The sequence below is a fragment of the Pseudarthrobacter cremeus genome (genome assembly GCF_051857465.1).
Classification (GTDB): Bacteria; Actinomycetota; Actinomycetes; order Actinomycetales; family Micrococcaceae; genus Arthrobacter.
Genome location: NZ_JBPZHC010000002.1, coordinates 427,606 through 447,353 on the forward strand (window position 1 = coordinate 427,606; position 19,748 = coordinate 447,353).

21 protein-coding genes are annotated in these 19,748 nt (G+C 66.6%); 17 read left to right on the forward strand and 4 right to left on the reverse strand.

What is annotated here, in order from left to right:
- Positions 1–225 precede the first annotated feature (225 nt).
- Positions 226–459 carry a DUF2630 family protein gene (locus ACS5PJ_RS05690; RefSeq protein WP_439434123.1) on the reverse strand — a complete coding sequence of 78 codons (234 nt, stop codon included), beginning with the start codon at positions 457–459 and terminating at the stop codon, positions 226–228.
- A 99-nt stretch (positions 460–558) separates the two neighbouring features.
- On the opposite strand from ACS5PJ_RS05690, the gene ACS5PJ_RS05695 reads away from it, so the two are divergent.
- The 6 genes from ACS5PJ_RS05695 (at position 559) to ACS5PJ_RS05720 (ending at position 9,277) form a co-directional block, all read left to right on the forward strand.
- Complete coding sequence (locus tag ACS5PJ_RS05695) at positions 559–957, forward strand: hypothetical protein (RefSeq protein WP_439433936.1); 399 nt, start codon at positions 559–561, stop codon at positions 955–957.
- A gap of 75 nt (positions 958–1,032) precedes the next feature.
- Entirely contained in the window at positions 1,033–4,743 is a 3,711-nt protein-coding gene (locus ACS5PJ_RS05700; RefSeq protein WP_439433937.1) for a nitrate reductase subunit alpha, read from the forward strand.
- The gene (gene narH, locus ACS5PJ_RS05705; protein ID WP_439433938.1) at positions 4,743–6,455 is read left to right on the forward strand and encodes a nitrate reductase subunit beta; all 1,713 of its coding nucleotides are present in this window, start codon (positions 4,743–4,745) and stop codon (positions 6,453–6,455) included. The genes ACS5PJ_RS05700 and narH overlap by 1 nt, the downstream gene beginning before the upstream one ends.
- Complete coding sequence (gene narJ / locus ACS5PJ_RS05710) at positions 6,452–7,072, forward strand: nitrate reductase molybdenum cofactor assembly chaperone (protein ID WP_439433939.1); 621 nt, start codon at positions 6,452–6,454, stop codon at positions 7,070–7,072. Before narH ends, narJ begins: the two co-directional genes overlap by 4 nt.
- Before the next feature lie 2 nt (positions 7,073–7,074).
- Positions 7,075–7,929 carry a respiratory nitrate reductase subunit gamma gene (narI, locus tag ACS5PJ_RS05715; protein ID WP_439433940.1) on the forward strand — a complete coding sequence of 285 codons (855 nt, stop codon included), beginning with the start codon at positions 7,075–7,077 and terminating at the stop codon, positions 7,927–7,929.
- Between the two features lie 34 nt (positions 7,930–7,963).
- Entirely contained in the window at positions 7,964–9,277 is a 1,314-nt protein-coding gene (locus ACS5PJ_RS05720; RefSeq protein ID WP_439433941.1) for an MFS transporter, read from the forward strand.
- Between the two features lie 38 nt (positions 9,278–9,315).
- Here ACS5PJ_RS05720 and ACS5PJ_RS05725 read toward each other — a convergent pair whose 3' ends face one another.
- Both ACS5PJ_RS05725 and ACS5PJ_RS05730 read right to left on the reverse strand, forming a co-directional pair.
- Positions 9,316–9,654 carry a DUF202 domain-containing protein gene (locus ACS5PJ_RS05725; protein WP_439433942.1) on the reverse strand — a complete coding sequence of 113 codons (339 nt, stop codon included), beginning with the start codon at positions 9,652–9,654 and terminating at the stop codon, positions 9,316–9,318.
- A gap of 2 nt (positions 9,655–9,656) precedes the next feature.
- Positions 9,657–10,061 (reverse strand): YidH family protein, encoded by a 405-nt coding sequence (locus tag ACS5PJ_RS05730; protein ID WP_439433943.1) that lies wholly within the window; start codon positions 10,059–10,061, stop codon positions 9,657–9,659.
- Positions 10,062–10,168: 107 nt separating this feature from the next.
- Between ACS5PJ_RS05730 and ACS5PJ_RS05735 the strand changes: the two genes are divergently transcribed.
- The 4 genes from ACS5PJ_RS05735 (at position 10,169) to ACS5PJ_RS05750 (ending at position 13,974) form a co-directional block, all read left to right on the forward strand.
- Positions 10,169–11,230, forward strand: a complete 1,062-nt coding sequence (locus ACS5PJ_RS05735) for an LLM class flavin-dependent oxidoreductase (protein WP_439433944.1) — start codon at positions 10,169–10,171, stop codon at positions 11,228–11,230.
- A gap of 92 nt (positions 11,231–11,322) precedes the next feature.
- Positions 11,323–11,526, forward strand: coding sequence for a hypothetical protein (locus tag ACS5PJ_RS05740; protein ID WP_439433945.1), 204 nt, complete (start codon positions 11,323–11,325; stop codon positions 11,524–11,526).
- A 166-nt stretch (positions 11,527–11,692) separates the two neighbouring features.
- Positions 11,693–12,790: a ferredoxin reductase gene (locus tag ACS5PJ_RS05745; RefSeq protein ID WP_439433946.1), complete on the forward strand. Its 1,098-nt coding sequence runs from the start codon at positions 11,693–11,695 to the stop codon at positions 12,788–12,790.
- 14 nt (positions 12,791–12,804) lie between these two features.
- A complete protein-coding gene (locus tag ACS5PJ_RS05750; protein ID WP_439433947.1) occupies positions 12,805–13,974 on the forward strand; it encodes a fatty acid desaturase family protein in 1,170 nt (389 codons plus the stop codon).
- 75 nt (positions 13,975–14,049) lie between these two features.
- Here the strand turns inward: ACS5PJ_RS05750 and ACS5PJ_RS05755 are convergent, their stop codons facing one another.
- Positions 14,050–14,307 carry a metal-sensitive transcriptional regulator gene (locus ACS5PJ_RS05755; protein WP_056626479.1) on the reverse strand — a complete coding sequence of 86 codons (258 nt, stop codon included), beginning with the start codon at positions 14,305–14,307 and terminating at the stop codon, positions 14,050–14,052.
- 121 nt (positions 14,308–14,428) lie between these two features.
- Here ACS5PJ_RS05755 and ACS5PJ_RS05760 point away from each other — a divergent pair, with 121 nt between their 5' ends.
- The 7 genes from ACS5PJ_RS05760 to ACS5PJ_RS05790 all read left to right on the forward strand — a co-directional run bounded on the left by ACS5PJ_RS05760 (position 14,429) and on the right by ACS5PJ_RS05790 (position 19,747).
- The gene (locus ACS5PJ_RS05760) at positions 14,429–15,046 is read left to right on the forward strand and encodes a rhodanese-like domain-containing protein (RefSeq protein ID WP_439433948.1); all 618 of its coding nucleotides are present in this window, start codon (positions 14,429–14,431) and stop codon (positions 15,044–15,046) included.
- Positions 15,043–15,801: a sulfite exporter TauE/SafE family protein gene (locus tag ACS5PJ_RS05765; protein ID WP_439433949.1), complete on the forward strand. Its 759-nt coding sequence runs from the start codon at positions 15,043–15,045 to the stop codon at positions 15,799–15,801. The genes ACS5PJ_RS05760 and ACS5PJ_RS05765 overlap by 4 nt, the downstream gene beginning before the upstream one ends.
- Before the next feature lie 30 nt (positions 15,802–15,831).
- On the forward strand, positions 15,832–16,173 hold the full coding sequence (locus ACS5PJ_RS05770) for a rhodanese-like domain-containing protein (protein ID WP_439433950.1): 342 nt from the start codon (positions 15,832–15,834) through the stop codon (positions 16,171–16,173).
- A gap of 73 nt (positions 16,174–16,246) precedes the next feature.
- Entirely contained in the window at positions 16,247–16,543 is a 297-nt protein-coding gene (locus ACS5PJ_RS05775; RefSeq protein WP_439433951.1) for a rhodanese-like domain-containing protein, read from the forward strand.
- Positions 16,544–16,612: 69 nt separating this feature from the next.
- On the forward strand, positions 16,613–16,975 hold the full coding sequence (locus tag ACS5PJ_RS05780; protein ID WP_439433952.1) for a thioredoxin family protein: 363 nt from the start codon (positions 16,613–16,615) through the stop codon (positions 16,973–16,975).
- A 111-nt stretch (positions 16,976–17,086) separates the two neighbouring features.
- A complete protein-coding gene (locus ACS5PJ_RS05785) occupies positions 17,087–18,493 on the forward strand; it encodes an MBL fold metallo-hydrolase (protein ID WP_439433953.1) in 1,407 nt (468 codons plus the stop codon).
- 9 nt (positions 18,494–18,502) lie between these two features.
- Positions 18,503–19,747, forward strand: coding sequence for an MFS transporter (locus ACS5PJ_RS05790; RefSeq protein WP_439433954.1), 1,245 nt, complete (start codon positions 18,503–18,505; stop codon positions 19,745–19,747).
- The last annotated feature ends 1 nt before the right edge of the window (position 19,748 follow it).

Sequence of the window (19,748 nt, forward strand, 5' to 3'; positions counted from 1 at the left end):
CGTCTTGCCGGCCCGCTCAATCCCCTCGATCAATGTTCCCGGCCGCGTGTTTCCGAAAATGCCGCGCTAAGTTGCAGGCAGGTTACGCAAAGCGCCGTTGCGTGAAGATCGCGTGACCTTTATGTTTCGGCAATGTAAACGGGAGGGCCATAACGGGTCAGTGGGGACCGGGCCGGCCGGTAGGTTTCCTGTTCGTGAACGGCCGCTCACCACCGCATCCCGGGGCTATTGCCGGTATCCCTCCACCTCGTCGACGGGACGGACGGCAGCCTCGTCCGGGTCTTCGCCGGTCTTGATCTTGGCCCTGCGTTGGCGGAGCAGGTCCCAACACTGGTCCAGGCTTTCCTCCACGTGCTTGAGCCTGGCGTGGTCTGTCTCCTTATTGCCGGTCGCATCCCGGAGCTGGTGCTCTTCTTCAACCAGTGCCTTGATGCGGGCGAGAATGTCGTGGTCGTTCATGGCTACCTCTTTTGTCTGAAACATTTCCTTCAGCGTAAGGAGTCGCAATGGAACGCACCAGAGGCCTGCGCACAGCCAACCACCGGTAGCATCGTGACCATGCCCACTGTGCTTGACATGGCAGGTCCCATCCTGGAAATGCTGACCTGGCTGACCCTTCCTGTGGGGCTTGCCCTGCTCTTTTATGCGGGCATCCTCCGGCGCTTTGTGCACCCCTGGACTGTGGCGGAGGCGGTGGTCTACGCGGACGCCAGCGGGACGGGTTTCCGCTGGTTTGACCGCAAGTTCCAGGTCCACCACGCGCCGATGTCCCCCCACGACATCAAGAACCTTGCCGTCGGCGACACCCTGCCGATCTACTACCATCCGAAACGTCCCACCCAGTGGCAGACCGCTGCGCCGGAGACGGTGGGGCACACCGCCGTCGTACTTGGCCGTGTCCTTACCGGGATCGGTGCAGCGGCACTGGTGGTGGGATTCTTCCTGCCGATGTTCTGACCGCCGATGTTCCGGCCGCTCGCTAGGGCCATCCGGCACTGGCGGTGAGGATGGCCCCTCCTTAGCGTGAGGCCCATGGCTGCTGGACCCAACGCGGGGTTAGACGGACCCGCCTCTGATGCAATGCTCAAGCTGGGCCGTTTTTTCACCAAATGGGACCAGACCGACGACGGCCGGGCGGTGTTCCGGGAAGGCGGCCGCAAGGGCGACATCTTCTACCGCGACCGCTGGAGCCATGACAAGGTGGTCCGCTCCACCCACGGGGTGAACTGCACCGGTTCCTGCTCCTGGAAGGTGTACGTCAAGGACGGCATCATTACCTGGGAATCCCAGCAGACGGATTACCCCTCGGTAGGCCCCGACAGTCCTGAATACGAACCAAGAGGCTGCCCTCGCGGGGCAGCCTTTTCCTGGTACACCTACTCACCCACCCGGGTCCGTTTCCCCTATGCGCGCGGCGTGCTGGTGGAGATGTACCGGGAGGCGAAGGCCCGGCTCGGTGACCCCGTTCTCGCCTTCGCAGAGATCGCGGCGGACCCGGAGCGCCGGCGCCGCTACCAGCAGGCCCGCGGCAAGGGCGGCCTGGTCCGCGTCTCGTGGCAGGAGGCGATCGAGATCGCTGCCGCCGCCCACGTGAACACCATCAAGACCTACGGGCCGGACCGGTGCGCCGGGTTCTCCCCGATCCCGGCAATGTCCATGGTCTCGCACGCCGTCGGCACCCGCTTCATCCAGCTCATCGGCGGGGTGATGACCTCCTTCTACGACTGGTACGCCGATCTGCCCGTGGCCAGCCCGCAGGTCTTCGGCGACCAGACCGACGTGCCGGAATCCGGTGACTGGTGGGACGCGCGCTACCTGATGATGTGGGGCTCCAACGTCCCCGTCACCCGCACCCCGGACGCGCACTGGATGGCCGAAGTGCGGTACCGCGGCACCAAGGTGGTCACGGTCAGCCCGGACTACGCGGACAACACGAAGTTCGCCGACGAATGGCTCCCCGCGCAGGCCGGGACCGACGCCGCGCTGGCCATGGCGATGGGGCACGTCATGCTCAAGGAGTTCTTCGTGGACCGGGACGTGCCGTTCTTCACCGACTACGTGAAGCAGTACACGGACCTGCCGTTCCTGGTCAGGCTCATAAAGACCGACGACGGCGCCCTGACGCCGTCGAAATTCCTCACCGCCGCGGATCTCCCGGCAGAGTCCGGGGCTGAGGATGCGGCGTTCCGCACCGTGCTGTTCGACAAAAAGACGGGACGCCCCGCTGTCCCCAACGGCTCGATGGGGTTCCGCTATTCGGGCAGCGGCGAGGGCAAGTGGAACCTGGACCTCGAGGGGATCGATCCCGCGCTGTCCCTGCGTGAAGTCTCCGGTGAGAGCGCCGGGATCCTGCTGCCCTGCTTCGAACAAGCTGACGGCACCGGCAGCGTGCTCCGGCGCGGGGTGCCTGTCCTTGAGGTCGAAGGCCAGCTGGTCACCACCGTTTTCGACCTGATGCTGGCCCAGTACGGTGTGGGCCGCGAGGGGCTGCCGGGGGAGTGGGCTGCCGGCTTTGACGACGCCACCACGCCCTATACCCCGGCCTGGCAGGAGGAAATCACGTCCGTCCCCGCACAGGCCTGCATCCGGGTGGCCCGCGAATTCGCCCGGAACGCCGAGCAGTCCAAGGGCCGGTCCATGATCATCATGGGCGCCGGAATCTGCCAGTGGTTCCACGGCGACACCACTTACCGGGCGGTGCTGGCGCTGGTGATGCTGACCGGCTGCATGGGCCGCAACGGCGGCGGCTGGGCTCACTATGTGGGGCAGGAGAAGACCCGGCCGGTCACCGGCTGGCTGTCGCTGGCCAACGCCCTGGACTGGTCCCGGCCGCCGCGGACCATGATCGGCACCGGATACTGGTACATGCACACGGACCAGTGGCGGCAGGACGGCTACTCCGCCGACGCCCTGAAGTCGCCGCTCTCCACCGGGGCGCTGGACGGCCTGCACACCGCGGACGCGCTGGCCCAGTCCGCGCGGCTGGGCTGGATGCCGTTCTACCCTCAGTTCGACCGCAACCCGCTGGACCTCGCCGATGAGGCGGAGGCCGCCGTCGCCGCCGGGGTGGCAAAGGACACCCCCAGTTACATCGCGGACGCGCTCAAGAACCGCACCCTGAACCCGGCGATCGAGGACGTGGATGCCCCGGAAAACTGGCCGCGGACCCTGGTGCTGTGGCGCTCCAACCTGTTCGGCTCCTCCGCGAAAGGCAACGAGTACTTCCTCCGGAACCTGCTCGGCACCCACAACAACGTCCTGGGCAAGGACCACGCCGAGGGGCTCAAGCCCACCAATGTGAAGTGGCATGAGCAGGCGCCGGAAGGAAAACTGGACCTGCTGGTCTCCGCCGACTTCCGGATGACCTCCACCACGCTGCTCTCCGACGTCGTGTTCCCCGCGGCCACCTGGTACGAGAAACACGACCTCTCCTCCACCGACATGCACCCGTTTGTGCACGCCTTCAGCCCGGCGATCGACCCGCCGTGGGAAACCAAAACGGACTTCGACACCTTCCACCTGCTGGCGCGCGAATTCTCCCGGCTCGCCAAAACCCACCTGGGCATCAGGCGGGACCTGGTCAGCGTTCCGCTGCAGCACGACACCCCCGGCCAGCTCGCGCAGCCCGGCGGGATCGTCCGGGACTGGCGGGAGACCGGCATCCCCGCGGTGCCAGGCCAGAACATGCCCGTTTACTCCGTGGTGGAGCGTGACTACACGGCCATCGCGGACAAGCTCGCCGCCGTCGGGCCGCTGGCCGACAAGCTGGGCTTCACGGTCAAGAACGTCACCTACAAACTCGCGGGCCCGCTGGAGAGGCTCAGCCGCTCCAACGGCGTGATGCTCGGCGGCGCCGCGGACGGCCGGCCGGCGATGGACACCGACGCGAAAATGGCGGAGGCCATCCTCGCCTTCTCCGGCACCACCAACGGTGCCCTGTCCGTGCAGGGCTTCAAGGACCTGGAAGTACGCACCGGACGGAAACTCGCCGACCTGTCCGAGGGCTCCGAGGAAAAGTTCATCACCTTCGCCCAGACCCAGGCCGGGCCCGTCCCGGTGATCACCTCCCCGGAATGGTCAGGCTCCGAAACAGGCGGCCGCCGCTACGCCCCCTTCACCATCAACATCGAACGGCTCAAGCCGTTCCACACCCTGACCGGGCGGATGCATTTCTTCCTCGACCACGACTGGATGACCGACATCGGCGAGGGGCTGCCGATCTATAGGCCGCCGCTGGACATGCACCGGCTCTTCGGCGAGCCCAAACTCGGCGGCGACGGGCGGCTTGAAGTGGTGGTCCGCTACCTGACGCCGCACTCCAAGTGGTCCATCCACTCCGAATACCAGGACAACCTGCTGATGCTCTCGCTGTCCCGCGGCGGCCCGACGGTGTGGATGAGCCCGGCCGACGCCGAGTCCATCCAGGTCAGGGACAACGACTGGGTGGAATGCCTGAACATCAACGGGGTCCTGGTGGCCCGGGCAATCGTCAGCCACCGGATGCCGGCCGGCATTGTCTACGTCCACCACGCCCAGGAACGCACCATCGACGTGCCCAAGTCCGAGGCCACCGGACGGCGCGGCGGCATCCACAACTCCGTGACCCGGCTGCTGGTCAAACCCTCCCACCTCATCGGTGGCTACGCCCAACAGGCCTACGCGTTCAATTACCTTGGCCCCACCGGGAACCAGCGCGACATGGTTGCCACCGTCCGCCGTCGTTCCCAGGAGGTGCAGTACTGATGCGTGTCATGGCTCAGATGGGCATGGTCATGAACCTGGACAAATGCATCGGCTGCCACACGTGTTCGGTGACCTGCAAGCAGGCCTGGACCAACCGTGCGGGCACCGAATACGTCTGGTTCAACAACGTCGAAACCCGCCCCGGCCAGGGGTATCCGCGCCGCTACGAGGACCAGGAGAAGTGGCAGGGCGGCTGGGTGCTGAACAAGCGCGGCAAGCTGGTCCTCAAGGCCGGCGGCCGGGTGAAGAAACTCTTCGGGATCTTCGCCAGCCCGGTCCAGCCCGAGCTCAAGGACTACTACGAGCCGTGGACCTACGACTACAAAACGCTTGTTGACGCGCCGCTGGGCGACGACTTCCCCGTTGCCCGGCCCAAGTCATTGATCACCGGCGAGGACACCAAAATCACGTGGTCTGCGAACTGGGACGATGACCTGGGCGGCTCTTCCGAGTACGGCCACCTGGACCCGATCGTGGAGAAGGTCCGGCGGGACTCCGAGGACAAGATCAAGTTCGCCTACGAGCAGACTTTTATGTTCTATCTGCCGCGGATCTGCGAGCACTGCCTGAACCCCTCCTGCATGGCCTCCTGCCCCTCCGGCGCGATCTACAAGCGGGTGGAGGACGGCATTGTGCTGGTGGACCAGGACAAGTGCCGCGGCTGGCGGCAATGCGTCACCGGCTGCCCGTACAAGAAGATCTACTTCAACCACAAGACCGGCAAGGCCGAGAAGTGTACTTTCTGCTATCCGCGGGTGGAGGTGGGGCTCCCAACGGTCTGCTCGGAGACCTGCGTGGGGCGGCTGCGGTATCTGGGGTTGTTCCTGTACGACGCCGACGCCGTCACCGCGGCAGCGTCGGTCACCGACCCGCAGGAGCTCTACGACGCCCAGATGGACGTGCTGCTGGATCCGAACGATCCGGAAGTCCAGGCGGAAGCCCGGGCGCAGAACATCCCCGAGGACTGGATCGACGCGGCCCGGCGCTCGCCGGTCTACGCCCTGGCCAAGGTCTACAAGGTGGCGCTGCCGCTGCACCCCGAATACCGGACCATGCCGATGGTCTGGTACGTCCCGCCGCTGTCCCCGGTAGTGGACCTGCTGCGGGACCAGGGCCACGACGGCGAGGACGCCGGCAACCTGTTCGGCGCCATCGACGCGCTGCGCATCCCGGTGGAGTACCTCGCGGAACTCTTCACCGCCGGCGACGCGGACCGGGTCAGCGCGGTGCTGAAGAAGCTGGCGGCGATGCGTTCCTTCATGCGCGGCATCAGCCTCGGCAACGACCCCGACGACTCCATCCCCGAAGCCGTGGGCATGGACAGCCAGACCATGTACGAGATGTACCGGCTGATGGCGATCGCGAAGTACGAGGAGCGTTATGTGATTCCCAAGGCCCACGTGGAACAGGCCCACGACCTTGAGGAAATGGGCTGTTCGCTGGATTTCGACGGCGGACCGGGCATGCAGGATTCCTCACCGTTCGGTGAGGCCAGCGGCCGGCCCGTCCCGGTGGCGGTGGAAACGTTCAACGCCCTCCGCGACCGTCAGACCTCCGAATCGGCACCCGGTGAGACGTCCCTTCGGGGCCGGGTGAACCTGCTGAACTGGGACGGCACCGGCGCACCGGCGGGGCTGTTTCCGGAAAAGGCGCTCTTCCCGGACAAGGGGCCTGAGCCGGGCACGCTGGCGGCGGCGGAGGACCAGCCGTGAGCCGCCGCCAACAGGTCCTCTACATTGCCGCTGCCTGGTGCCTGTCCTACCCGGATGAAGAGCTCATCGGCCGGGTTCCGCTGATGCGTGCCGGTTTGGCTGAGTTCCCCGGCGCAGTCCAGGACTTCGACGGCGTTCTGGACCTGCTCGAATCGTCGGAGCCGATGGACATCCAGGCCTACTACGTGCGCGAATTCGATCTTGGCCGCCGCCACGCGCTGCACCTGAGCTACTGGACGGACGGGGACACCCGGCGCCGCGGCGAAGTCCTGGGCAGCTTCAAGAAGACCTACCGGCAAAGCGACATCCTGGTGGATACCCACGGTGAGCTGCCGGACTACCTGCCGATGGTCCTGGAGTATGCCGCCCTGGTGGACATGGATGCAGGGCGTGACTTGCTGATCCGCTACCGGGCGAGCCTGGAAATGCTCAGGTTCGGACTGCTCCGGGACGACCTGCCCCATGCCCGGATCCTGCAGGCCGTCTGCGGCACCCTGCCCGGGAAGTCACCGGCGGATGAACAGGCCGTCATGCGGATGGCCGGCTACGGCCCGCCCACCGAAGCCGTGGGGCTGGACCCCTACGATCCGCGGCTGCTGCCAGTGAAAGGGGCCTGAGAATGCTGACCTCCGAGACAGAGCCCGGCGCCGCCGTCGAACTTACCGCCTGGGACACCGTCCTCTGGGGAGTCCTGCCCTACGTCATGGTGGTGGTGCTCGTGGGCGGCCTCATCTGGCGGTACAAATACGACCAGTTCGGCTGGACCACCCGTTCCTCGCAGCTGTACGAATCCCGGCTGCTGCGGATCGCCTCACCACTCTTCCACTTCGGCCTCCTGGCCGTGATCGCCGGGCACTTCTTCGGCCTGGTCATCCCCATGGCGTGGACCCAGGCGCTGGGGATGAGCCAGGACTTCTACCACTTCAACGCCCTGTTCGTGGGAGGGATTGCCGGAGTGGGGACACTGGGCGGCATCCTCCTGCTGATCTACCGCCGCCGCACCACCGGCCCGGTCTTTATGGCCACCACCAAAAACGACAAGGCGATGTATGTAGTGCTCACCGCCGCCATTGTGTTCGGGCTCTGGACCACTTTGGCCAGCGTCTTCGAGGGCGAGCACGGGCACAACTACCGCGAAACCGTGGCGCCCTGGTTCCGCTCCCTGTTTGTCTTCCAGCCGGACATCGCCGCCATGGCGGCGGCGCCGTTCTCCTTCCACCTGCACACCCTCGTGGGCATGGCACTGTTCGTGATCTGGCCTTTCACCCGCCTGGTCCACGCGTTCACGGCGCCGCTGCACTACCTTTTCCGGCCGTACATCGTCTACCGCTCCCGTGACCGGGACCAGGCGCGGGGGGCCACAGTGACCGCGAAGCGCAAGGAGGGAGCCTCCGCGGCCCGCACCACCGGCACCGCTGCACGCCGCGGCTGGTCCGCCGTCGGGACCCGCGACAGGGACACCAAAAACCGCTAGCCGCCATCCCAGGACCAGGACCAGGACCAGGAACATGCCCACTGACAGTGAAAAGAGGTTCACCGTGGCCGGATCCGCCGCGTCAGCGCCGTCCGCTCCAGCCCGGCCCGTCCCTGCGGGCCGGACCCTGAATCTGGTGCTCGCCACGTCCGCTTCGGTGGTGGGTTTCTGGGCGTGGAACTCGGTGGCAACACTGGGTTCGTTCTACACGCTGAACCTCCATCTCAATCCGGCCGCCACGGGCGTGCTGGTCGCCATGCCGGTGTTCGTCGGCTCGCTGGGCCGGATCGTCGTCGGTACCCTCACGGACAGGTACGGGGGCCGGGCGATGTTCACCTTCGTGCTCCTCGCCTCCATCCTGCCGATCCTGCTGGTGTCCGTCGGCGGCCTCCTGAGCTCCTTCGCGCTGGTGCTCGGGGCAGGCCTGATCCTCGGCGTCGCAGGGACCGTGTTCGCCGTCGGGATCCCCTTCGTCAGCGGGTGGTACGAGCCGTCCAGGCGCGGCTTCGCCACCGGGGTGTTCGGCGCGGGCATGGGCGGAACGGCGCTGGCCGCCTTCCTGAACCCCCGGCTCGTCGGCTGGATCGGGTACTTTCCCACACACCTGCTCATCGCCGGCATCCTGGCCGCAATGGCGGCCCTCGTGTGGTTCTTCATGAAGGAATCCCCGGGCTGGACCCGCAACAACGCCCCCGTCCTGCCCAAGCTCCTGGACGCCGCCAAAACACCCATCACCTGGAAAATGTGCTTCCTCTACGCCGTCGTGTTCGGCGGATTCGTCTCCTTTGCCACGTACCTGCCCACCTACCTGCGGGACGTCTACAGCTTCGACCCCAGCGGCGCCGGCGCCCGCACCGCAGGCTTCGCGCTCGCTGCCGTCCTGGCCCGGCCGCTGGGCGGAGTCCTGGCGGACAGGTTCGGCTCCAAGCCGGTGGTCCTCGCGTCCCTGGCAGGGGTGGCCGTACTCGCCTGGGTGGTCAACCTGCAGCCCGACGGCGAAGTCCCCGCCGGCCTGACGTTCGTGGCCATGGCGGCCGCGCTGGGGCTGGGGACCGGAGGCGTTTTCGCCTGGGTGGGCGTGCTCGCTCCTCCCGGCAAGGTGGGCAGCATCAGCGGCGTGGTCAGTGCGGCCGGCGGGCTGGGCGGCTACTTCCCGCCCCTGGTGATGGGCGCAACGTACGACGCCGCCACCCACAGCTACTCCATCGGCCTGCTGCTGCTGGTGGGCACCGCACTCGTGGCCCTCGCCTTCACCGCTGTGGTCCTGCGGGGTCCATCCAAGACTGTCCACCCAGCAACGCGGAGTCACATCCGGCCCGATAAAGGGCAAAGATTGGGCGGGGAGTGACCCCGCGTTGCGTGGCGAAGGCCTGACCTGCTGAACGCCTAACCGGCCAGCACCACCGCGATACCCAGCGCTCCCAAGGCAATTCCGGCAAAGGCGGTCCACAGCACCGCGGAGGTGTCGGCGTCGACCTTTTCGTGCCGAATTCCCCGCGCGCTGGCGCGGTACCGGCGCCGCTGCGTCAGGTAGATCGCCAAGGCGGCGCCCGCGGACACGGCGAAGAGCAGCAGGATGGGAAAGCCGTGGTGGGGGAGCCAGCGCAGGAAGATGGCACTGACCGTCACCAGCGCCATCATGGTCCGGCCCCAGGCCAGCGTGGTCCGTTCCGGCTGGAGCCCCGGGTCCCCATGAAGGCCGTCCGGGTGCCCAATGGTTGGCATGGTCAGCGCCAGAGGATGGAAACGACGACGACGGCGGCTGCCAGCGCCCCCGCACCGGCCAGCAGCGGCACAATCAGGGGCAGCGGCAACGGCGTGCTGTTCCGCATGCTCCGCTCCACGCGGATCCAGCGCACCGCTGCCCCGCCGCTCAGGAGCATGCCGAGCAGAAGCAGCAGCACAGCCAGGACCTTGCGGACCGGCTCCACGAACAGGCCGGAGGTGAAGGCTTCAATAGCGATGCCTCCCGCCAGCAGCGCCAGCGAGGTGCGGATCCAGGCAAGGAAAGTCCGTTCGTTGGCCAGCGTGAAACGCGGGTCCGGCTCGGTGCCGCCGGGCAGCAGCCGTTCGGCGAGTTTCCCGCGCGACGGCGGCGTGGGACCTTCGGTCGGAGTCTGGTTGCTGGGCACGGGGACAGTTTAGCCGCCGGGCGCGGTGCCGGGCGCGGTGCCGCCCGCGTCCGCCGATGGGCAGGGTGCCTGGGAATGCGGGAGGCTTCCGGGAGGTTGGTGCTGACATGCAACGGATTGGATTTCTGTCCTTCGGCCACTGGGGACCCGGCCAAGGGTCCCGCACCCGGACCGCAGGGGAAGCCCTGCTCCAGGGCATCGAACTGGCTGTCGCCGCCGAGGAATTGGGGATGGACGGAGCATTCTTCCGGGTGCACCACTTTGCCCGTCAGCAGGCCTCCCCGTTTCCGCTCCTGGCCGCGATCGCTGCGAGGACCGGGCGGATCGAGATGGGCACCGCCGTCATCGACATGCGGTACGAGAACCCTCTCTACATGGCCGAGGAGGCTGCCGCCACCGATTTGATCAGCGGGGGACGGCTGCAGCTCGGCATCAGCCGCGGATCACCCGAACCGGCACGCAACGGGGCAGCGGCGTTCGGGTACAGTCCGGAAGCCGGGGAATCTGACGCGGACATGGCCCGCCGGCATACTGCACAGTTCCGGCAGGCCATCAGCGGCGCAGGGGTGGCCGAGGCTGACCCACGGTACGCCGGAGGTGCGAGCGGCCGGCTGCCGGTCCAGCCGCAGTCGCCGGGACTGGACCAACGGATCTGGTGGGGCGCCGGAAGCCGGAACACCGCAGTGTGGGCGGCCGGCCTGGGGATGAACCTGATGAGCTCCACCCTCCTGACCGAGGACACCGGCGTCCCGTTCGACCAGCTGCAGGCCGAGCAGATCCAGCTCTTCCGCGAGGCCTGGACCGCAGCCGGACACGCGCATCAGCCGCGGGTGTCGGTCAGCCGCAGCGTCCTGCCCATCGTGGACGGGGAGGACAGCCGCTATTTTGGCGGCAGTGCGCTCCGGGACGTCCGGGACCAGGTGGGAATCATCGACGGCGTGACGGCCCGCTTCGGCAAGAGCTACGTGGGCGAGCCTGATGCCCTGGCGGAACAACTCGCAGCCGACGCCGCAGTCCAAGCTGCAGACACGTTGCTCCTCACCGTCCCCAACCAGCTGGGTGTCGATTTCAACGCCAAAATGCTCGGAAATATCGCCCGCTACATTGCCCCCGCATTGGGATGGGCACCGGCCGGGCAGGCGGCGCCGGAGCCCGGTCAGTCACGCTGAAAAGCTCCGCTGGGTGTTCTGCGCCGTAGGGAATATTCTTAGAGGGCCGGGCGAAGTGGTTGCCCGGCCCCCATGGCCAGAGAGGCACCCCCATGTCCGAGAAGCTCCACCTCACCCCTGACGATGAATTCCCGGACGATCTCTCCGCTCTTCCCGACGGGGAACTGCAGGTTCTGGACAGCCAGGTCCAGCGCCAGCTCGATTACGAGTACGTCAGGGAGGGGGAGCCGAATCCCGAGACTGAGTTCAGGCACCATGACATCGATGACGAATTCCAGGAGCGGGACATCCGTTGAAAAATCGTCAGTATGCTTACTGATGACAGCAGGACAGGAACTATTCCCCGGTCACAGCCGTTAGGCTTGTAGCGGCGTGGGGGGTTTTACGCCACCCTTAATCCAGCGTGACTGCGGAACGGTCAGGAGAGAGAAATATGGCTCGCGCCGCCTTAGGTACAACTGCATGAACCGTCTACGTCAACTGGCCCAGGCGGCCTCGGTCTTGACCACACCCTTGGCGCCCGAAGATATTCTGGCGCTCTTCAACCCTGTCTTCTCCGCCCGCCAACTGCGTGGCGTGGTGACCCGGGTGGTCCAGGAAACGGCCCAGTCCGCCACCATCTTCTTCCGCCCAGGCCGAGGCTGGCATTCACACCTGGCCGGCCAGTGGGCGCGCATCGGTGTTGAGCTGGACGGCGTCCGGCACTGGCGCTCCTATTCCCTGAGTGCCCCTGCGGGCAAGGATCCCGCCATTACCGTCACCGACGTCGGCGCAGTCTCCGGAACCCTGGTCCGCACCACTAAACCGGGCGACGTCCTGTTCCTCGCCCCGCCGCAGGGTGACTTCATCCTGCCCGAGCACCCCCGGCCGCTGCTGATGGTGACCGCCGGAAGCGGCATCACGCCGGTGATGTCCATGATCCGCACGCTTGTCCCGCGCCGCCCGGATGCCGACGTCGTGCTTGTCCATTCCGCCCGCACACCCAGCGACAGCCTCTTCCGTGAAGAACTTGCCGAACTCGCGGACCAGTTCCCGAACTTCCGGCTGGCCCACTGGTACACCGGCGAGCAGGGCCGCATGGACCTCACGAACACCGCCGAACTGGACGAAATCTGCCCCGACTGGAAAGAGCGGGCCGCGTACGCCTGCGGTCCCGACAGCTTCCTGGACGACGCCGAAGCCCTCTGGAAACAGGCGTCCCTCACAGCCGGGGCGCCGGGTTCGGACGTCGCAGTCGCCGGTGATCCCGGCAACCTGATGATCGAACGGTTCAATACCGCCTTCGCCGGCGGTGTGGGGCACGACGGCGGCCTGGTCACCTTTGAGGCGTCGGACCGGGAGATCGAGGCCGACGGCGACACCCCGCTGTTGGACGTCGGCGAAGACGCCGGGGTGCTCATGCCCAGCGGCTGCCGGATGGGCATCTGCCACAGCTGCCTTACTCCGCTTCTGGCCGGACAGGTCCGTGACCTCCGCACCAACGAGGTCCACGGCGAACCCGGCGAACTAATCCAAACGTGTGTCTCGGCAGCCGCCGGACCCGTCAACCTCGAACTCTGAGGAGCAATCACCGCATGTCAGTAGTTTCAGCAGCCAAAGCAACCTCGACCGGCTCCAGCCGAACGCGCCCCGGGGCACTCGCCGAATCCGGCAGCCCCTCGGTCCGCCCTCCCGCCGCAGCGCACCTTTCCGATGAGCAGGTGGCCGAGATGGGCCGGGAGCTCGATGCCATCCGCGACGAGATCCTCGCCAAGCGCGGTGCCACGGATGCCGCCTACATCCGGCGGTTGATCAAGATCCAGCGCGGCCTGGAGATTTCCGGCCGGGCAGCGTTGCTGGTCAGCAAGAACAAGGCAGCCTGGGTCACCGGGACCACGCTGTTGAGCCTGGCCAAGATCCTCGAAAACATGGAGATCGGGCACAACGTGCTCCACGGCCAATGGGACTGGATGCGGGATCCGGACATCCACTCCACCACCTGGGAGTGGGACTTCGTCACGCCGTCGCGCTCCTGGCAGCACACCCACAACGACCTCCACCACCGCTGGACCAACGTGGTGGGCAAGGACAACGACGTCGGATACAACCTCCTGCGCATGGATGAGTCCCAGCCGTGGGTGCCCATGAACCTCGGCAACCCCCTCTACAATGCGATCCTGGCGCCGCTCTTCGAATGGGGCATCGCCATCTACGACCTCGAACTCACCGATTTCAAAGAGGGCCGGAAGTCCAAGGAAGCGCTGCTCAAGGACCTCAAGGCGCTGGGCAAGAAGGTTGTCACCCAGTTCACCAAGGACTACGCCGCCACCCCCGCCGTTGCCATGCTGACCGGTTCCGGCAAGCAGGCACTCTACGGAACCCTCACTGCCAACGCGGTCCGCAATGTCTGGGCCCACGCCGTCATCTTCTGCGGCCACTTCCCGGAAGGAACGGACACGTTCACCGAGGAAATGGTGGAGGGCGAAACGCGCGGTGACTGGTACGTCCGCCAGATGATCGGCTCGGCCAACATCTCCGGCTCAAAGTTCATGCACCTGATGACCGGCAACCTCTCGCACCAGATCGAGCACCACCTCTTCCCGGACCTGCCGTCCAACCGGTACGCGGAAGTGGCCCCCCGGGTCCAGGAGATCTGCCAGCGGTATGGCCTGAAGTACACCACTGGCCCCATCTGGAAGCAGGTGGGCTCCACCTGGGCAAAGGTCTTCAGGCTGGCGCTGCCGCCCAAGGCCGCGAAGGCCTGAGCTAAAACAGCAAAGCAAAAAAAAGTGGAGTGGCCGGGCAAAATGCCCGGCGGCTCCACTTTTTTGTCGTGTTTTTTAGGCGAGGGAAAGGAAGAGCTTCTCCAGCTCTTTCCTGTCCATGGTGGTGTCTTCGCGGACGATGCACTGCTCCAGGCCGCTGGCGATGATGGCGAACCCGGCCCGGTCCAGGGCCTTGGAGACAGCCGCGAGCTGCGTGACGATGTCCTTGCAGTCCCGCCCTTCCTCCAGCATCCGCGTGACGGCGGCAAGTTGGCCCTGCGCCCGCTTGAGGCGGTTGACCACGGGCGTCAGTTCGGTTGAATCAAGTTGCATGGGGGTCTCCAAGGGGTCGTGTTCCTGGACTCAACTATATACCCACCGGGGTGTTTTGACTACCCCCGGGGGTATCTGTAATACTCGGTGGGGTATTCATCCTTCCGTCGAGAGGCCATCCATGACTTCCCCATCCACCGCCACAGCCGTCACCGCACTTGCACCGGAAACCCTGCGCAGCTGGATCACCGAGCACCAGGACCTCGTGGTCATTGACGTCCGCTCCGCCGCCGAGTTCGAGTCCATGCATATCCGGGGCTCCTACAACGTGCCGCTGCCGCTGCTGTCAGAGCACACCGACGAACTGGCCGCCCGCCTGGGCAGCCGCGTCGTCCTGGTCTGCCAGTCCGGGGCCCGCGCCGAGCAGGCCCGTCAGCGCCTCGGCAAGTCCGGCATTGACACCGCCTACGTGCTCACCGGCGGCGCGCCGGGCTTCGCAGCTGCCGGCGGCGACGTCGTCCAAGGCAAGAACCGCTGGGACCTGGAGCGCCAGGTCCGCCTCGCAGCGGGATCCCTCGTGGTTCTGGGCCTTGCCGGCGGCAAGTTCGTTTCGCCCAGGATCCGGACGCTGGCCGGCGTGATCGGCGCTGGACTGACCTTCTCCGCAGCCACCAACACCTGCGCCATGGGCCAGGCCATCTCGGCGATGCCGTGGAACAGGTCCACCAAAGAGCCAACCCGCGAAAGCGCCATCATGCAGCTGCCGGTGCCCGAAGCCAGGCAGACCCCGGCAGCATGATCGCGGCCCTGTCGCTGGGCCTCCTGGTGGGGGTCGTGCTCGGCGTGGTGGGCGGCGGCGGCTCGATCATCGCCGTCCCGGCACTGGTTTACGGCGTGGGCATGAGCCCGGCCGCCGCGATTCCCACCTCCCTTCTCGTGGTGGGCATCTCGTCCCTGGCGGCACTTATCCCGCGACTGCGCGAAGGCATCAACTGGCCTGTGGTCCTGATCGTCGGTGCCGCGGGAATCCCCGCGGCATGGGGCGGGGCCGCAGTGGGCCGGCTGCTGGACCCGAACGTCCTGATGCTCGCCTTCGCCGTCATTATGGTGATCGCGGGGGTTCGGATGCTCATGCGCACCACGGAAACCGAGGGATCCTGCAGCATCGGCCCCACCCGGGCGTTCCGATCCTGCGCTCCCAAGGCCGTAGGAGTCGGGCTCATGGTCGGATTCCTCACCGGGCTGCTGGGCGTGGGCGGGGGATTCCTCATCACCCCCGCGCTCACGTTGTTCCTCGGCCTGCGGATGAAACAAGCCGTTGGTTCGTCCCTGGCCATCATCGTCATCAACTCGGCGGCCGGCTTCGGCGCCCACGCCGCGGGATTCACCATCGAGTGGCCCACCGTCCTGGGCTTCGCGGTCCCGGCGATCCTCGGTTCCCTCTTTGCCGCCCGTCTCGCCCGCAGGCTGCAGGAAAAACACATCCGGGTCTCGTTCGCGATGCTCATCTTTGCCGTCGCAGCCTGGGTCACTGCGAGCACCGTCACCACCTGACCACCTCACCCGAAAAAACAGGAGAACTCCATGGGCCTCATCAGCTCCCTTAAGAAAGCCTTCAGTAAGCCGTATAAGACCGTCTCGGTTGCCGAGGCCAAGGAACTCCTGGCAGCAGGTGCCGCGCTGATCGACGTCCGCTCGGCGCAGGAATGGCGCTCCGGGCGGGCGCCGCAGGCCAAGCATGTCCCGCTGGACAGGCTCCAGGCCGGTACGGCCGGAATCCAGAAGACCCGTCCGGTCATCGCCATGTGCCAGTCCGGCGTGCGCTCCGCCTCCGCCGCCCGCTTGCTCGCCGGGAAGGGGTATGAGGCGTATTCCCTCCGCGGCGGCATGGGCGCCTGGCGCCAGGCCGGCGAGCCCGTCCGCTGATCCGCAGAACCGCATCTCACCCCGTGCCGATACAGCTCTAACAACACAGCCGAACCATCCGAAGGAGCAGCTCATGTCAGAAATCACCATCACCGAGGCCGACCAGCGCCGTTCAACCGCCACGGTCCTCGACGTCCGCGAGGATTTCGAGGTCGCCGAAGGCATGATCCCGGGCGCGCTGCACATCCCCATGGGGGAGCTGCAGGCGCGGCTCTCCGAGCTGGACCCTGCCGTCCCGGTGATCGCCGTATGCCGCAGCGGAAACCGTTCGGCCCGCGTCGCTGACGCCCTGAACGGCGCGGGCTTCACCGCGGACACCATGGCCGGCGGCATGATCGCCTGGACCCGCGCAGGCCTACCCACCACCTGACCCTCCAGCCGAGGGCCCGCACCATCCCAGCACCTGAGACAACACACCCGGAAGGAAACGAACCTGGTTATGGCAACCATCGACATCACTGAACAGAGCTTCGCTGAAACCCTGGAAAACAACGACATCGTCTTCGTTGACTTCTGGGCAGCCTGGTGCGGCCCGTGCCGCATGTTCGCACCCATTTACGGCACCGCCGCCGAACGGCACCCGGACATCGTCTTCGCCAAGGTGGACACCGAAGCGGAACAGGCCCTGGCCGCCGCGGCACACATCACCGCCATCCCCACCCTCATGGCCTTCAAGGGCAAGACCTTGGTCTTTTCCCAGCCCGGAGCACTCAACGCCACCGGGTTCGAAGAGGTCATCCAGGAAGTGAAAAACCTCGACCTGAACAAGCTCCGCGCCGATGCAGCCCAGCAGCCGGCCTGAGGTCTGCAGGTGCCCGGCAACACCGTTGCTGTATACCCCCAAGGGTATTATTATTGACAGTAGAGCAAACGAAAACTTAACCTCCACCCCCTTCACGAAGGAGAGCACCAGATGCTTATCGAGCGCATTTACGACGAAGACCTTGCCCAGGCCAGCTACCTGATCGGCTGCCAGGCCAAGGGTGAGGCCGTTGTGGTCGACGGCCGCCGCGACATCGCGGTCTACCAGGAGCTGGCCGAGAAGAACGGCATGAAGATCGTGGCCGTCACCGAGACCCACATCCATGCCGATTACCTCTCCGGTACCCGCGAACTGGCCGCCGCCACCGGCGCCACAATCTACGTCTCGGGTGAGGGCGGACCGGACTGGCAGTACGGGTTCGACGGCGAGCGGCTCTTCGACGGTGACAGGATCACCCTGGGCAACATCACCATCCAGGCCGTGCACACCCCGGGCCACACCCCGGAGCACCTGTCCTTCCTGGTCACCGACGGCGCGTTCAGCGACCAGCCCGGCTACCTTCTCTCCGGCGACTTCGTCTTCTCCGGTGACTTGGGCCGCCCGGACCTGCTCGACGAAGCGGCCGGCGGCATCGACACCCGCTTTGCGGGAGCAAAGCAGCTGTTCGCCAGCCTGCGGGACAAGTTCCTGACCCTCCCGGACTACGTCCAGGTCCACCCCGCCCACGGCGCCGGCAGCGCCTGCGGCAAGGCCCTGGGTGCCATCCCCTCCTCCACGGTGGGCTACGAACGCCTCTACGCCTGGTGGGGCCCCTACCTCGCCGGCAACGATGAGCAGGGCTTCATCGACGAACTCCTCGAGGGCCAGCCCGACGCCCACGCCTACTTCGGCCGCATGAAGCGCGAAAACCGTGAAGGCCCGGCCGTCCTGGGCGGGCGCGCGCCGCTGAAGGAACTGGACAATGCCGACGTCGCCAGGGAGCTCGCCGAGGACAAAGTCACCTTCATTGACACCCGCTCCAACAGCCAGGTCCACCAGGGCACCGTCACCGGTTCCCTTAATGTCCCGGCCGGCAAGTCCGTGGCCAGCTACGGCGCCTGGGTGGTCAACCCTGAAACGGAGAACCCCCTGGTGCTGCTCGCCGCGGACCAGGAGCAGGCCCAGGACATGTGGGACCACCTCATCCGGGTGGGCATCGACAACGTGGCCGGCTTCGTCACGAACCTCGACGGGCTGCCGCTGTCCACGCCAAAGCTCATCCAGCCCGCCGACCTGGCTGACTTCGATGCGGCCATGGTCCTGGACGTCCGCAACCGCACCGAGCACGCCGCCGGACACATCCCCGGATCCCACCAGCTCAGCGGCGGCCGGGTCATGTGGCACCTCGACGAGCTTCCCACCGAAGGCACCATCGTGACGTACTGCCAGAGCGGCGTCCGGAACTCCGTGGCCGCCAGCGCACTGCGACGTGCCGGGTACGACGTCGTCGAACTCGACGGCAGCTACGCCGGCTGGAGTGCCTGGCGGCAGGCACGGCAGTCCGTGTCCAGCAAGTAAGCCAAGGCAATGCCCTTGATTGCACTGGGACTGCGCCAGAACCTGGCGCAGTTCCTCCTGCTGGTGGCCGTCAATGCCCTGGTGGGCGGCACCCTCGGCCAGGAGCGGACGGTGCTGCCGCTGCTCGCCGGACAGGTGTTCCACCTGGACCTGTACACGTCCGCCCTGACCTACATCCTCGCCTTCGGTGTGGCCAAAGCCGCCACCAACTACTTTGCCGGCACCCTCTCAGACAGGTACGGCCGCAAACCCGTCCTGGTTGCCGGCTGGCTTATCGCCCTCCCTGTCCCGCTCCTGCTGATCTTCGGAGACTCCTGGGGCTGGATCGTCGCCGCCAACGTGGTCCTGGGCATCAGCCAGGGACTCACCTGGTCCACCACCGTGATGATGAAGATGGACCTGGTGGGACCCGAGCGCCGGGGACTGGCCATGGGCCTGAATGAGGCGGCAGGTTATCTTGGCGTCGCCGGCACTGCCCTGGCCACCGGCTACATCGCCGCCACCTACGGGCTGCGTCCGGGACCCTTCCTGCTGGGGGCGGCATTCATCGCCGTCGGACTGGGGCTGTCCGTCCTGGCCATCCGGGAAACACACCACCACGCGAAGGCCGAAGCCGCCAGCCACGTCTCCGTCCACGCCGGAGCACAGGCAGGGCTGACCAACCGCGAGGTCTTCACCCTGACCAGCTTCCGCGACAAATCCCTGTCCTCAGTCAGCCAGGCGGGCATGGTGAACAACCTCAACGACGGACTGGCCTGGGGACTGTTCCCGGTCCTGTTCGCCACGGCCGGGCTCAGCATTGAACGCATCGGCATCCTCGCCGCGGTCTACCCGGCCGTCTGGGGCGCGGGGCAGTTGGTCACCGGTGCCCTGTCGGACCGGATCGGCCGCAAACCGCTGATCGTCGGCGGCATGATCGTCCAGGGCGCGGCGCTGGCCATGGTGGCCGTCGGTGCGGACTTCGGGATCTGGCTGGCGGCGGTCATTCTGCTCGGGGCAGGCACAGCCATGGTCTACCCCACCCTGCTCGCGGCGATCGGCGACGTCGCGCACCCGCAGTGGCGGGCACGCTCAGTGGGCATCTACCGGCTGTGGCGCGATGGCGGGTTCGCCGTCGGCGCGCTCCTCTCGGGAATCATCGCCGACGCGTACGGCATCCCGGCAGCGGTGGGCGTCGTTGCGGGCCTGACCGCAGCGTCCGGCGTTCTGGTGGCCGTGCGCATGCGCAGCACGGACCACCATCCCGCTTCCTAGG

Bases quoted from the DNA above. Each gene is read 5' to 3' on its own strand.
- ACS5PJ_RS05750 (WP_439433947.1), top strand. From the start codon at position 12,805: ATGTCAGTAGTTTCAGCAGCCAAAGCAACCTCGACCGGCTCCAGCCGA.
- ACS5PJ_RS05725 (WP_439433942.1), bottom strand. From the start codon at position 9,654: ATGCCAACCATTGGGCACCCGGACGGCCTTCATGGGGACCCGGGGCTC.
- ACS5PJ_RS05695 (WP_439433936.1), top strand. From the start codon at position 559: ATGCCCACTGTGCTTGACATGGCAGGTCCCATCCTGGAAATGCTGACC.
- ACS5PJ_RS05740 (WP_439433945.1), top strand. From the start codon at position 11,323: ATGTCCGAGAAGCTCCACCTCACCCCTGACGATGAATTCCCGGACGAT.
- ACS5PJ_RS05785 (WP_439433953.1), top strand. From the start codon at position 17,087: ATGCTTATCGAGCGCATTTACGACGAAGACCTTGCCCAGGCCAGCTAC.
- narI (WP_439433940.1), top strand. From the start codon at position 7,075: ATGCTGACCTCCGAGACAGAGCCCGGCGCCGCCGTCGAACTTACCGCC.
- ACS5PJ_RS05690 (WP_439434123.1), bottom strand. From the start codon at position 459: ATGAACGACCACGACATTCTCGCCCGCATCAAGGCACTGGTTGAAGAA.
- ACS5PJ_RS05760 (WP_439433948.1), top strand. From the start codon at position 14,429: ATGACTTCCCCATCCACCGCCACAGCCGTCACCGCACTTGCACCGGAA.
- ACS5PJ_RS05755 (WP_056626479.1), bottom strand. From the start codon at position 14,307: ATGCAACTTGATTCAACCGAACTGACGCCCGTGGTCAACCGCCTCAAG.
- ACS5PJ_RS05745 (WP_439433946.1), top strand. From the start codon at position 11,693: ATGAACCGTCTACGTCAACTGGCCCAGGCGGCCTCGGTCTTGACCACA.
- ACS5PJ_RS05735 (WP_439433944.1), top strand. From the start codon at position 10,169: ATGCAACGGATTGGATTTCTGTCCTTCGGCCACTGGGGACCCGGCCAA.
- narH (WP_439433938.1), top strand. From the start codon at position 4,743: ATGCGTGTCATGGCTCAGATGGGCATGGTCATGAACCTGGACAAATGC.
- ACS5PJ_RS05790 (WP_439433954.1), top strand. From the start codon at position 18,503: ATGCCCTTGATTGCACTGGGACTGCGCCAGAACCTGGCGCAGTTCCTC.
- ACS5PJ_RS05775 (WP_439433951.1), top strand. From the start codon at position 16,247: ATGTCAGAAATCACCATCACCGAGGCCGACCAGCGCCGTTCAACCGCC.
- ACS5PJ_RS05700 (WP_439433937.1), top strand. From the start codon at position 1,033: ATGGCTGCTGGACCCAACGCGGGGTTAGACGGACCCGCCTCTGATGCA.
- ACS5PJ_RS05770 (WP_439433950.1), top strand. From the start codon at position 15,832: ATGGGCCTCATCAGCTCCCTTAAGAAAGCCTTCAGTAAGCCGTATAAG.
- ACS5PJ_RS05765 (WP_439433949.1), top strand. From the start codon at position 15,043: ATGATCGCGGCCCTGTCGCTGGGCCTCCTGGTGGGGGTCGTGCTCGGC.
- ACS5PJ_RS05720 (WP_439433941.1), top strand. From the start codon at position 7,964: ATGCCCACTGACAGTGAAAAGAGGTTCACCGTGGCCGGATCCGCCGCG.
- ACS5PJ_RS05780 (WP_439433952.1), top strand. From the start codon at position 16,613: ATGGCAACCATCGACATCACTGAACAGAGCTTCGCTGAAACCCTGGAA.